Raw genomic sequence first — 12,872 nt, 5'->3', positions numbered from 1 at the left:
CCAAACGACTCCCTGTGGTTATGGGTCCCCGCCTTCGCGGGGACGACAGCGGAGTCTATCGCTGCGAGCGCGCGCATCACCGGCTTGTCTTCGCGCCCGCGATAGCGCAGCATCGAACAATCATGAAACGGCAGGGATGACGCATGGCGCGCGCGAAGAACGTTCTCTGGATCATGTGCGACCAGCTTCGCTATGACTATCTCGGCTGCACCGGCCATCCCACGCTGAAGACACCGAACATCGACGCCATGGCCAAGCGCGGCGTGCTGTTCACGAAGGCCTATGTGCAATCGCCGATCTGCGGCCCGTCGCGGATGTCGTTCTACACCGGCCGCTACATGCGCTCGCACGGCTCGCACTGGAACGGCTGGCCGCTGCGCGTCGGCGAGCCCACGCTCGGCGATCACCTCAACAAGATCGGCGTGCGCAACGTGCTGGTCGGTAAGACCCACATGGCGCCTGACATCGAAGGCATGAAGGCGCTCGGCATCCCGCCGGAATCGATGATCGGCGTGCATGTCGCCGAATGCGGCTTCGAGCCTTACGAGCGCGACGACGGCCTGCATCCGACCGGACGGCCGCGGCCGAAATACGACGAATATCTGCGAAAGCAGGGTTTTGAAGCCACCAATCCCTGGGAGCACTGGGCCAATTCCGGCGCTGCCGAGGATGGCAGCTTGCAGAACGGCTGGCTGCTGGTGCATGCCGACAAGGCCGCGCGCGTGCCCGAAGAGCATTCCGAGACGCCCTACATGACGCGGCGCGCGATGGACTTCATCAGCGAGGCGGAAACGGACGGCCGCCCCTGGTGTTTGCATCTGTCCTACATCAAGCCGCACTGGCCCTATATCGCGCCGGAGCCCTATGCCAGCATGTATTCGACGGATGACATGATCCCGGTGATCCGCTCGGAGCGCGAACGGCAGAATCCGCATCCGGTGTTCGGCGCCTACATGGACATGCGCTACTCCCGCAACATGGCGCGCGATGATGCACGCGAGAAGGTGATCCCGACCTATATGGGCCTGATCACCCAGATCGACGACCAGATGGGCGTGCTGATGAAGTTTCTGGAGGCGCGCGGCCTGCTCGACACCACCATGATCGTGTTCACCTCCGATCATGGCGATTATCTCGGCGATCACTGGATGGGCGAGAAGGACCTGTTCCACGAGCAGTCGGCGAAGATCCCGCTGATCATCATCGATCCCTCGAAGGAAGCCGACGCCACGCGCGGCACGCGCAGCGACGCGCTGGTCGAGGGAATCGATCTCGCGCCGACCTTCGTCGATTATTTCGGCGGCAAGGTGCCGGGCCACATCCTCGAAGGGCGGTCATTGCTGCCGCTGCTGCGCGGGCCCACGCCATCAGATTGGCGCAAGGTGGCGTTCTCCGAATATGACTATTCCATGCAGGACGTGCGGCTGAAGCTGAACCAGCCGATCGAGCGCTGCCGCCTGTTCATGGTGTTCGACGGGCGCTGGAAATACATCCACGCCTCCGGCTTCCGCCCGATGCTGTACGACCTCGAAACCGATCCGGACGAATATCTGGATCGCGGCGACGATCCGGAATGCGCCGGCATCATCGCGCGGCTCCAGGCCGAGCTGTTCGACTGGGCGCTGCATCCGAACGATCATATCACCACACCACGCGAGAAGATCGCCGCCTATGCGGATAGTCAGCTCCAGGTGAAGGGTGGCATCCTGATCGGCATCTGGGACGAGAAAGAGCTCGCGGCGATCAAGGACGGCATCGCCCAGCGCGCGAAGATGTGAAGCAGCCTCTCCCCGCTTGCGGGGAGAGGCCGGAATTTGCGAGAGCAAATTCCGGGTGAGGGGGACTCTCCGCGAGTCCAATTGCCAGCGCTTTCGCGGAGACAGCCCCTCACCCCAACCCTCTCCCCGTAAGAACGGGGGGAGGGAGAAGAGGCAGCCTTCAATTCGTGATCTTGTAGCCCGTCGCCTTCACGATCGGCTGCCACAGCGCGGTGTTCGCGGCGAGCTCCTTGGATAGCGCGTCCGCATTGCTGCCGATCGGAATCAGCCCGATCGCCGTCAACTTCTCCTTCACCTCCGGCTTGGCAAGCGCCGCGCTCGCCGCCGCCCCGAGCTTGCTCGCGAACTCCGGCGGGCTGCCGGCGGGAAGCCACATGCCGTACCAGGCGTCGGCAACGAGATCGATGCCGCTCTCCTTCAGCGTGGGCACGTCAGGCGCGAAGGGTGAACGTTCCGCGCTCGCGACCGCGATGATCTTCACGCCCTTGGCGCGGTGCTGCGGCAGCGCGTCCGCCAGCGTGGTGATCCCGAAGGAAATGTGGCCGCCGACGAGGTCGTTAAGGATCGGCGCGCTGCCGCGATAGGGCACGCGGGTCAGGGGAATACCGAGATCCTTCTCGAGCTTGGAGCCGGTGAAATGCGGAATGGTGCCGTTGCTCGGCACTCCGAACGAGGTCTTGTCCGGATGCGATTTCAGCCACGCTACGAACGCTTTGAAATCGGCAGCATCGATGCCCGGGCCGATCACCAGCGCAAACTCGAAGCGCGCCAGCAGCGACACCGGCATGAAATCCCTGGCCGTGTCGAAGCTCGGCGTCGCCTCCACCATTGGCAGCAGATACATGGTCGGCCCTGTCGTCACCAGCACCATGCTGCCGTCGGGGCTCGCGCCTTTCACCGCCTTGATGCCGATCAGGCCGTCGCCGCCGGTGCGGTTCTCGACCACGACGGTCCGCTGCAGCAGCGGAGCCATCTCCTGCGCGAGCAGCCGGCACAGCGTGTCGCCGCCGGCTCCGGCCGCAAACGGGAAGATGATCTTCGTCAGCCCGGCCTGCGCCCGCGCACCACCCGCCTGCGCGAACAGCGGCAGGCCGAGGCATCCGGCCATGAATTTGCGGCGATCCATTCGTTTCCTCTTTCGGCCCGTTTATCGTTGATCGCCATTAGAGCCAGACGGACGGCTGACACAAGGCCGACATGCGTCGTTTACCATCCCGGCTGACTTGCGCCGGTCACCGTCCTGCTGCAAAAGCAGGGGCTCATCGGCGCCGCCTGTCGCTCCGCCGTCATTCGCATCCAGCGCCAGCACACAAGAGACATGGCCAGCCCCGAACTCAGCCAATTCCGCCGCATCGTCGTCAAGGTCGGCTCAGCGCTGCTGGTGGATTCCGACAGGGGCGAGGTGCGTGCGTCCTGGCTGGCTGCACTGGCCGACGACATGGCCAAGCTGCACAAGGAAGGGCGCGACGTGCTGGTCGTCTCCTCCGGCTCGATCGCACTCGGCCGCAGCCGGCTGAAATTGCCGCGCGGCCCGCTGAAGCTGGAAGAGAGCCAGGCCGCGGCCGCCGTCGGTCAGATCGCGCTGGCGCGAATCTGGTCGGAGGTGCTTGGCGCCCACGGTATCGGCGCCGGCCAGATCCTCGTGACGCTGCAGGACACCGAGGAGCGCCGCCGCTATCTCAACGCGCGCTCCACCATCGGCAAGCTGCTGGAATGGCGCGCGATCCCCGTGATCAACGAGAACGACACGGTGGCGACCACCGAGATCCGCTACGGCGACAACGATCGCCTCGCCGCGCGCGTCGCGACCATGGCGAGCGCCGACCTGCTGGTGCTGCTGTCCGACATCGACGGGCTCTACGACGCCCCGCCGAAGAACAATCCGAACGCTAAGCTTATTCCCGTCGTCGACAGCATCTCATCGGAGATCGAGGCCGTGGCCGGCGATGCCGAGTCCGAGCTGTCGCGCGGTGGCATGCGCACCAAGGTCGAGGCCGCCAAGATCGCGACGACCGGAGGCACGCATATGCTGATCTCCTCCGGCAAGATCGAGCATCCCTTGCAGGCGATCGCCGATGGCGGCCGCTGCACCTGGTTCCTGACGCCGGCCAATCCCATCACCTCGCGAAAGCGCTGGATCGCGGGCACGCTGGAGCCGAAGGGCACGCTGACCATCGACGCCGGCGCGGTGACCGCGCTACGGGCCGGGGCCAGCCTGCTGCCGGCCGGCGTGAACAAGGTCGAGGGCCAGTTCGCCCGCGGCGATGCCGTGATCGTGCGCGGCCCCGACGGCAGCGAGGTCGGCCGCGGCCTGATCGCCTATGACGCCGATGATGCCGAGCGGATCAAGGGCCGCTCCTCCCCCGACGTGATGACCATCCTCGGCATCAGCGGCCGCGCGGAGATGATCCACCGGGATGATCTGGTGGTGGGCGGGTAAGGGCCCCGCCCCGCTCGCCGCCGGGAGACCAGCCATACCCTCCCCGCCCTTCGCAAAAGCGGGATTTCCGTGCTAGGACACCGCCTTAGCAGAAGGTTTTGACCCCATGGCCGCCCCCCTCAAAGCCGTTGACGGCAATGCCGATCTTCAGGCGCTGATGTCCGATCTTGGAACCCGTGCCCGCGCTGCCGCGCGCGTGCTGGCGCTGGCGCCGCCGGAGCAGAAGAACCGCGCGCTGGAAGCCATGGAGCGGGCAATCCGCGCCAACTCGGCCGCGATCCTCGCCGCCAATGCGGAGGACGTCGCGGAGGCCCGTGCCGCCGGCAATGCCACCTCCTCCTTCATCGATCGCCTGACGCTGACGCCGGCACGGGTCGAAGGAATGGCCGAAGGCATCGGCATTGTGCGCGGCATCGCCGATCCCATCGGCGTCGTCACCGAGCGCTGGCAGCGGCCGAACGGCATGTCCATCGAGCGCGTGCGCGTGCCGCTCGGCGTCGTCGGCGTGATTTTTGAGAGCCGGCCCAATGTCGCGGCCGATGCCGGCGTGCTGTGCCTGAAGTCGGGCAATGCCGTGATCCTGCGCGGCGGCTCCGACAGTTTCCGCTCGTGCCGCGCCATCCATGAGTGCCTGGTGCAGGGCCTGCGCGAAGCCGGCCTGCCGGAAGCTGCGATCACGCTGGTGCCGACGCGCGACCGCGCCGCGGTCGGCATGATGCTGTCGGGCCTCAACGGAGCCATCGACGTCATCGTGCCGCGCGGGGGCAAGAGCCTCGTCGCGCGGGTCGAGCAGGAGGCGCGCGTGCCTGTCTTCGCGCATCTCGAAGGCGTCAACCACGTCTATATCGACGGCAGCGCCGACCTCGCCATGGCGAAGTCGATCGTGCTCAATGCCAAGATGCGACGCACCGGCGTCTGCGGCGCGGCCGAGACGCTGCTGGTCGATCGTGCCGCCGCTGGCAAGAACCTGAAGCCGCTGGTGGAGATGCTGCTCGATGCCGGCTGCGAGGTGCGCGGTGACGAGGCCGTGCAGAAGGCCGATGCGCGCGTCAAGCCGGCGAGCGAGGAGGATTGGGACACCGAATATCTCGACGCGATCATCGCGGCGAAGGTGGTGGACGGCGTCGACGGCGCGATCGCGCACATCCAGGACCACGGCTCGCATCACACCGATGCCATCGTGAGCGCGGATGAGGCTGCGGCGAGCAAGTTCCTGAGCGAGGTCGATTCCGCGATCGTGCTCCACAACGCCTCGACGCAGTTTGCCGATGGCGGCGAGTTCGGGTTCGGCGCCGAGATCGGGATTGCCACCGGCCGCTTCCACGCCCGCGGCCCGGTCGGCGCCGAGCAATTGACGAGCTTCAAATATCGCGTCCGCGGCACCGGACAGACTCGGCCGTAGACGTCGCGGGGCGCGGGCATTGAGCAACAATCTCGTCGTGCCGCGCTTCGTGGCGCAAGCGGTTCCGCCCTCGACGCCGGGCATGCGCATCGGCCTGCTCGGCGGCTCGTTCAACCCGCCGCATCAGGCGCACCGCGCGATCAGCCGCTTCGCGCTGAAGCGATTGCAGCTCGATCGCGTCTGGTGGCTGGTTACGCCGGGCAATCCGCTCAAGGAGAACGGCACGCTGCACGAGCTCGGCGAGCGCATGCAGGCCGCGCGCGAGGTCGCCGATGATCCGCGCATCGAGGTGAGCTGTCTCGAATCCGTCATTCGCACCCGCTATACTATCGACACGATCAACACCTTGCGCCGCCGCTTTCCTGGCTTGCGCTTCGTCTGGATCATGGGCGCCGACAATCTCGCTCAATTCCATCGTTGGCAGGACTGGCGGCGCATCGCCGCCCAGGTGCCGATGGCCGTGATCGATCGCCCCCCGCAGAGTTTTCGCGCGCTCGGCTCGCCCGCGGCCCAGGCGTTATCGCGCTACCGTCTGCCCGAGAACAAGGCTGTCCAGCTTGCAGATCGGCCGGCACCGGCCTGGGTGTTCCTGACCGGATTGAAGCTGAATCTGTCCTCGACCGGCCTACGGAACCCGGACGGGAGCTGGAAAGGTACGAAGTGAGACGAAGTGTGCCGACCTGGTGGGGATTTCGGTCTCTCTGGCATATTGAAACCCTTAACCCCACATGATGTAGTGTAACCAGTGGGCGCCCGGATTCGGCGTTCGCGATACAGTGAAAGGAATGGTCCCTGACCGCATCTGTATTGTCCAAGTCTGTTTTACCCAAGGTTGCCAAGCCTACGCGTAAAACATCGACCAAAGCTGCGGCCTTGAAGGCGCAACCCGACGCCGACAAGACGCTGAGCCTGATCCTCTCCCGCCTCGAGGACATGAAGGCGGAAGAGACGGTCACCATCGACCTTCGCGGCAAATCGGCGTACTCCGACTACATGATCGTCACCACCGGCCGGGTGAACCGGCACGTCGGCGCGATCGCGGAAAACGTCACCAAGAGCCTCAAGGAAAACGGCATCAAGAACATCCATGTCGAGGGCTTGCCCAATTGCGACTGGGTGCTGATCGATTCCGGCGACGTGATCGTGCACGTGTTCAGACCCGAGGTCCGCGAGTTCTACAACCTCGAGCGGTTGTACACGCAGGGCCCAGGGGCGGCGAAGGCGATCTAGGCTCGAAGGCCGATTTCGAATCGGCTGACGCGCATGCTAGCGTCGTGCGCGCGCCTGTTGCGCGCGGTCTCGTCAACGCGACTCCTAAAATCATGCGTGTTGCTGTCATTGCGGTGGGCCGGCTGAAGCAGGGCCCCGAACGGGAGCTTGCAGACCGCTATTTCGAGCGGTTCGAGGAGGCTGGCCGCAAGCTTGGATTCCGCGAGCTCGGCATCCACGAAATTCCCGAAAGCCGCGCGCGCGACGCCGCGACACGGATGGCCGAAGAGGCCGCGGCGATCTCGGCGCATATTCCTGACAAGGCGATCCTGGTGGCGCTGGACGAGCGCGGCCAGAATCTCGAGTCCACCGTATTCGCACGGCATCTGGCGCGCTGGCGCGACGAGGGCGCCGGACATACTATTTTCGTGATCGGAGGGGCGGACGGACTTTCGCCCGAATTGCGCCGTAAGGCCAAGCTCGCGATCGCGTTCGGCTCTGCGACCTGGCCGCACCAAATGGTCCGCGTCATGCTTCTGGAACAGCTGTATCGGGCCGCCACCATCCTGGCCGGCCATCCCTATCACCGCGCGTGATGCGCGCCACAACGAGCACCTTTGCCGACACGATGCGAGCGCCGCTCCTCAACCTGCTGCTGATCACCGGCCTTGCCGGCGCAAGCCTCTTCGCCGAAGCAAGCCTCTTCGCCGAAGAAAGCCTCGCGCAAGCTCAGACGCAAGGTCAGACAGTTGCGCCGTCGCCGCAGACTGCCGCCGTCTCGCCCGACGCGATCAAGCAGCGCGAGCAGGAGCTGGAGGCCGCGCGCGCGAGGCAACGAAGCGCGGAAGAAGCGCAGGCCAAGCTGAAGGCCGAGATCACCGCGCTCGGCCAGGACCGCACCCAGCTCAATCAGCAGCTGATCGACACCGCCGCCAATGTGCGCGCCGTGGAAACCAAGATCGACGAGGCCGAGGCGCGGCTGCGAACGCTGAACGGCCGCGAGCAGCAGATGCGCGCATCGCTGGATTCGCGCCGTGCCGACATCGTCGAGGTGCTGGCGGCCTTGCAGCGCGCCGGCCGGCGCACGCCGCCGGCGCTGCTGGTGCGGCCAGAAGATGCGCTGCAATCCTTGCGCACCGCGATGCTGCTTGGCGCCGTCGTGCCGGAATTGCGCGGCCGCGCCGAGAAGATCGCAAGCGAGCTCGGCGAGCTCGTGGCCTTGCGCAAGACCATAGCCACCGAGCGCGATCAGCTCGCCTCCGACCGCGACAAGGTCAGGAGCGACCAGACCCGGCTCACCGCCCTGATCGAGGAACGGCAGCGTCAGCAGTCCGCGCGGGAAAAAGACCTCGACGCCGAAAGCGCGCGCGCGATCGCGCTGTCAAGGCAGGTCGGCGATCTCCAGGGGCTGATCGCCAAGATGGAGCAGGATCTGCAAACCGCCGCCAGGGCGGCCGAGAAGGCTGCCGAGGCCGCAAGGCAGGCCGAGGCCAAGGAGGCCAAACTGGCGGCGGCAAACGCGGCCGCCAGCGCCAAACAGGGCCCGGGCGCGTTCAAGGACAAGTCCCGCACCACCCCGGCGATCGCCTTCGCTTCGGCCAAGGGCCTCCTGCCGTTTCCGGTTAACGGTAACAAGATCAGGGACTTTGGCGGTTCCGACGGGGTCGGCGGCGTCCAGAAGGGCATTTCGCTGGCGACCAAGCCCGGCGCCCAGGTCACGACGCCGTGTGATGGCTGGGTTGTGTATGCCGGCCCATTCCGCAGCTATGGACAACTCTTGATCCTAAACGCCGGGGGCGGGTATCATGTCCTGATCGCCGGGATGGAGCGCATTTCGGTCAACATCGGCCAGTTTGTGCTCACGGGGGAGCCGGTCGCGACCATGGGGTCGACCTCTCAGGTCGCTTCCATTCTCGCCACCAATGCGAGTCAACCTGTGCTGTATGTCGAGTTCCGTAAAGACGGCACTCCAATCGATCCAGGCCCATGGTGGGCCGCAAATGAAGGCGAGAAGGTTCGCGGATGATGCGCAAGACTTCAGTAATCCTCCTCAGCGCCGCCACCGGTGCAGCGCTGACGCTGTTCGTGACCCAGCCGCGCGCGGTGTTCATGGGCTCCAGCGCGCGAGCCGCCACCGCGGACACCTATCGCCAGCTCAACCTGTTCGGCGACGTGTTCGAGCGCGTGCGCTCCGACTATGTCGAGAAGCCTGATGACACCAAGCTGATCGAATCCGCCATCAGCGGCATGCTTACCGGCCTCGATCCGCACTCGAGCTACATGGACGCGAAGAGCTTCCGCGACATGCAGGTGCAGACCCGCGGCGAGTTCGGCGGCCTCGGCATCGAGGTCACGATGGAGGACGGCCTGATCAAGGTGGTCTCGCCGATCGACGACACGCCCGCCTCGCGCGCCGGCGTCATGGCCAACGACATCATCACCAATCTCGACGACGAGGCGGTGCAGGGCCTGACCCTGAACCAGGCGGTCGAGAAGATGCGCGGTCCAGTCAACACCAAGATCAAGCTCAAGATCATCCGCAAGGGCCAGGACAATCCGCTCGACGTCACGCTGGTGCGCGACAACATCCGCGTCCGCTCGGTGCGCGCGCGCGTCGAGCAGGATGACATCGGCTATATCCGCATCACCACCTTCAACGAGCAGACCACCGAAGGCCTGAAGCGCGAGATCGGCAACCTCACGAACCAGATCGGCGGCGACAAGCTCAAGGGCTTCATCATCGACCTCCGCAACAATCCGGGCGGCCTGCTCGAGGAAGCGGTCACCGTCTCCGACTCGTTCCTTGAGAAGGGCGAGATCGTCTCGACCCGCGGCCGCAATGCCGAGGAGACCCAGCGCCGCGCCGCGCATACGGGCGACCTGACCAAGGGCAGGCCGGTCATCGTGCTGGTCAATGGCGGCTCGGCCTCGGCGTCGGAAATCGTCGCCGGCGCGCTGCAGGACCACAAGCGCGCGACCATCGTCGGCACGCGCTCGTTCGGCAAGGGCTCGGTGCAGACCATCATTCCGCTCGGCAGCGGCAACGGCGCGCTGCGGCTGACCACCGCGCGCTATTACACGCCGTCGGGCAAGTCGATCCAGGCCAAGGGCATCGTGCCCGATATCGAAGTGCTGCAGGACGTGCCGGACGAGCTGAAGTCGCGCACCGACACCAAGGGCGAGGCTTCGCTGCGCGGCCACCTGAAGAACGACGGCGACGAGAAGACGGGCTCGCAGTCCTACGTCCCGCCGGACGCCAAGGACGACAAGGCGCTCAAGCTCGCCGGCGACCTGCTCCACGGCATCAAGAACAGCGCCTCCGCGGCGCCGACGCCCGGCAACGACAACAAGGCGGCGACCGACAAGGCCAAAGCGGCGAACTAGGTCGGCGTATCACGCGATCCAGCGAAAGGGCGGCTTCCCGAAGCCGCCCTTTTTGCTTGGGAACTGCTGCTGCCTCCGGCCTATCCCGGCCTGCCGCCGCTTGACCTCGGCGTGGTATCGTCGGCTGGAGTGATTCGGGATCGCGCATGACTGAAACGGCCGATGATCTGAGCGCCCCGCTCGGACAGGATAAGCCGCGCCGCAAACGGCGGCTGCGGCTGCCGTTCACGTCTATGCAGCTGCTCGCTGTTCTGCTCGGCCTGTTCCTGGTTACCTTTGCCGGCTTCGCCATCTTCAACAAGGACCCGCTCGGCGGTGAGCCGATGAGCCGGATCGCGATCAACCAGCTCAGGCCGGCCGAGAAGGCCACGGACGACAAGTCTGCCATCGGCCAAGGCCAGGAAACCAAGCACGAGACCAAGGAAACGCCGAAGCAGGCCGCGCCCGGCGAGCAGAAGACCATCACCATGATCGATGGCTCCACCGGCGCCCGCCGCGACGTGGTGATCGGCGGGGGCGATGCCGCCGACAAGGGCGAGGCTGCATCCGCCCCGCCGCCCGTCATGACCGGGATCAATCCGAAGCTGCTGGAGAAATCGCGCTACGGCATGATCCCTGTGGTCGCCGACGGGCTGAGGCCGTTCAACGTCTATGCGGCGGACGCCGACCGCGCCAAGGCCGCCAAGATGCCGGTGGTCGCGATCGTGATCGGCGGCCTCGGCGTCGGCGCCGCCAAGACCCTGGACGCCATCATGAAGCTGCCGCCGGCGGTGACGCTGGCCTTCACGCCCTACGGCTCCGACCCCGGCAAGCTCGCCGAGCGGGCGCGGGCGCAGCGCCACGAGATCTTCCTCCAGATCCCGATGGAGCCCTACGACTTCCCCGACAACGATCCGGGGCCGCAGACGCTGCTGACCTCGCTCAGCCCCGACCAGAACATGGACCGCCTGTACTGGCACCTCAGCCGGATGCAGGGCTATGCCGGCCTCACCAATTTCATGGGCGCCCGCTTCATCGCCACGGAGCCGGCGATGCAGCCGATCATCCGCGAGGCGGCCAAGCGCGGGCTCGGCTTCTTCGACGACGGCTCCTCGCCCCGCAGCATCGCGCCTCAGGCCGCGGCCAACCAGGCCGTGCCGTTCGGCAAGGGCGATATCGCCATCGACGCGGTGCCGACAGCGACCGAGATCGACCGCGCCCTCAACAAGCTGGAATCGGCGGCGCGCGAGCGCGGCATCGCCGTCGGCACGGCCTCCGCCCTGCCCGTCTCGATCGAGCGCATCAGCGCCTGGACCAAGACATTGGGCGACCGAGGTATCCTTTTGGTGCCATTGACAACCGCGATGCTGAAATCAAAATCCAGCTAAATCAACGAATTGGTTCGGCGCGGGTCTCGCGGGGCCGGCATGCCTTCCCAAGAAGCAGGCAAGAGGTCTGGCGGAATGGCGCGTTACGAGGATCTGCCCTACCGGACCTGTGTCGGCGTGATGCTGATCAATCCAAAGGGACTGGTGTTCATCGGCCGCCGCGCCGGCGGCATCGAGCATGTCGACGACACCCATGTCTGGCAGATGCCGCAGGGCGGGGTCGATCCCGGCGAGGACACCTGGGAAGCGGCCAAGCGCGAGCTCTACGAGGAGACCAGCGTGCGCTCGGTCGAGCGGCTCGGCGAGGTCCCGGACTGGCTCACCTATGACATTCCGCGCACCGTTGCCGGGCGCGCCTGGAAGGGCCGCTACCGCGGCCAGCGCCAGAAATGGTACGCGGTGCGCTTCACCGGCAAGGACAGCGAGATCAACGTCGAGCATCCCGGCGGCGGCGGCCACAAGGCGGAATTCGTGAGCTGGCGCTGGGAGTCGATGAAGAATCTCCCTGAGTTGATCATCCCGTTCAAGCGCCCAGTCTATGAGCGCGTGGTGCAGGAATTTTCTGCGCTGGCGGAGGGATAGCGACGCTCCCGCCTAAAGCTCCGCTCGTCACCCCCGCGAAGGCGGGGGTCCATAGCCCCAGGCAGAAGCTGTGCGAAGGATCGCAGCCACGGCCTTTCAACCCATTGTGGCCTGTGGTTATGGATTCTCAGGTGCGCAATTGCGCACCAGAGCTCGCGCTTCGCGCGCCCCGGAATGACGAGAGAAGGTTACGCGTGACGACCCACAAACCCTACCGCCCGAACGTCGGCATCGCGCTGTTCAACGCCGACGGCCGCGTGCTGATCGGCCATCGCTTCAAGGGTGACGGACCCGAGATCATCCTGCCGGGGCTCGACTGGCAGATGCCGCAGGGCGGCGTCGACGAGGGCGAGAACCTGCGTGATGCGGCGATGCGCGAGCTGTGGGAGGAGACCAACGTCGTCAGTGCCGACTATCTCGGCGAGACCGACTGGTTCACCTATGAATTCCCGCCTTACGACGGACCGCAGACGCACCGGCTGGCGAAATTTCGCGGCCAGCGCCAGAAATGGTTCGCGCTGCGCTTCACCGGCACGGACGACGAGATCGATCCGCTGACGCCGCGCAACGGCCAGCCCGCCGAGTTCGACGCCTGGCGCTGGGAGCGCCTCGGCCGTGTCGCCGACCTCGTGGTGCCGTTCCGCCGCGAGGTCTACCGCGCGGTGGCACAGGAGTTTGCGCACCTCGCCGACTGAACTCTCGAAAACAAC

12 protein-coding genes are annotated in these 12,872 nt (G+C 66.0%); 11 read left to right on the top strand and 1 reads right to left on the bottom strand.

Translation table 11 applies throughout. The features are described from left to right. Positions 1 to 143: 143 nt before the first annotated feature. Entirely contained in the window at positions 144 to 1,778 is a 1,635-nt protein-coding gene (locus I6F20_RS35625; RefSeq protein WP_225130767.1) for an alkaline phosphatase family protein, read from the top strand. Positions 1,779 to 1,938: 160 nt separating this feature from the next. Here the strand turns inward: I6F20_RS35625 and I6F20_RS35620 are convergent, their stop codons facing one another. After that, the gene (locus tag I6F20_RS35620; RefSeq protein WP_036024653.1) at positions 1,939 to 2,904 is read right to left on the bottom strand and encodes a Bug family tripartite tricarboxylate transporter substrate binding protein; all 966 of its coding nucleotides are present in this window, start codon (positions 2,902 to 2,904) and stop codon (positions 1,939 to 1,941) included. A gap of 192 nt (positions 2,905 to 3,096) precedes the next feature. On the opposite strand from I6F20_RS35620, the gene proB reads away from it, so the two are divergent. The 10 genes from proB to I6F20_RS35570 all read left to right on the top strand — a co-directional run bounded on the left by proB (position 3,097) and on the right by I6F20_RS35570 (position 12,857). Beyond that, positions 3,097 to 4,218 (top strand): glutamate 5-kinase, encoded by a 1,122-nt coding sequence (gene proB, locus I6F20_RS35615; protein ID WP_225130765.1) that lies wholly within the window; start codon positions 3,097 to 3,099, stop codon positions 4,216 to 4,218. A 106-nt stretch (positions 4,219 to 4,324) separates the two neighbouring features. Then, on the top strand, positions 4,325 to 5,620 hold the full coding sequence (locus tag I6F20_RS35610) for a glutamate-5-semialdehyde dehydrogenase (RefSeq protein WP_225130763.1): 1,296 nt from the start codon (positions 4,325 to 4,327) through the stop codon (positions 5,618 to 5,620). A gap of 19 nt (positions 5,621 to 5,639) precedes the next feature. Next, positions 5,640 to 6,284: a nicotinate-nucleotide adenylyltransferase gene (locus I6F20_RS35605; protein ID WP_036024650.1), complete on the top strand. Its 645-nt coding sequence runs from the start codon at positions 5,640 to 5,642 to the stop codon at positions 6,282 to 6,284. A 209-nt stretch (positions 6,285 to 6,493) separates the two neighbouring features. Then, complete coding sequence (gene rsfS, locus I6F20_RS35600; RefSeq protein ID WP_024338888.1) at positions 6,494 to 6,850, top strand: ribosome silencing factor; 357 nt, start codon at positions 6,494 to 6,496, stop codon at positions 6,848 to 6,850. 92 nt (positions 6,851 to 6,942) lie between these two features. After that, positions 6,943 to 7,425, top strand: coding sequence for a 23S rRNA (pseudouridine(1915)-N(3))-methyltransferase RlmH (rlmH, locus tag I6F20_RS35595; protein ID WP_036008734.1), 483 nt, complete (start codon positions 6,943 to 6,945; stop codon positions 7,423 to 7,425). 32 nt (positions 7,426 to 7,457) lie between these two features. After that, complete coding sequence (locus tag I6F20_RS35590) at positions 7,458 to 8,855, top strand: murein hydrolase activator EnvC family protein (RefSeq protein ID WP_036024669.1); 1,398 nt, start codon at positions 7,458 to 7,460, stop codon at positions 8,853 to 8,855. Further along, the gene (locus I6F20_RS35585) at positions 8,852 to 10,213 is read left to right on the top strand and encodes a S41 family peptidase (protein ID WP_036008736.1); all 1,362 of its coding nucleotides are present in this window, start codon (positions 8,852 to 8,854) and stop codon (positions 10,211 to 10,213) included. Before I6F20_RS35590 ends, I6F20_RS35585 begins: the two co-directional genes overlap by 4 nt. A 146-nt stretch (positions 10,214 to 10,359) precedes the next feature. Then, a complete protein-coding gene (locus I6F20_RS35580) occupies positions 10,360 to 11,580 on the top strand; it encodes a divergent polysaccharide deacetylase family protein (RefSeq protein WP_128265204.1) in 1,221 nt (406 codons plus the stop codon). 75 nt (positions 11,581 to 11,655) lie between these two features. After that, on the top strand, positions 11,656 to 12,162 hold the full coding sequence (locus I6F20_RS35575) for an RNA pyrophosphohydrolase (RefSeq protein ID WP_036024645.1): 507 nt from the start codon (positions 11,656 to 11,658) through the stop codon (positions 12,160 to 12,162). A gap of 194 nt (positions 12,163 to 12,356) precedes the next feature. Then, complete coding sequence (locus I6F20_RS35570; protein ID WP_036024643.1) at positions 12,357 to 12,857, top strand: RNA pyrophosphohydrolase; 501 nt, start codon at positions 12,357 to 12,359, stop codon at positions 12,855 to 12,857. Positions 12,858 to 12,872: the final 15 nt, after the last annotated feature.

The sequence above is a fragment of the Bradyrhizobium sp. IC3123 genome (assembly GCF_020193625.1).
GTDB lineage: Bacteria > Pseudomonadota > Alphaproteobacteria > Rhizobiales > Xanthobacteraceae > Bradyrhizobium > Bradyrhizobium yuanmingense.
Note: the sequence above shows the minus strand (reverse complement) of the source record. Positions and strands in the feature narration are given on the sequence as shown.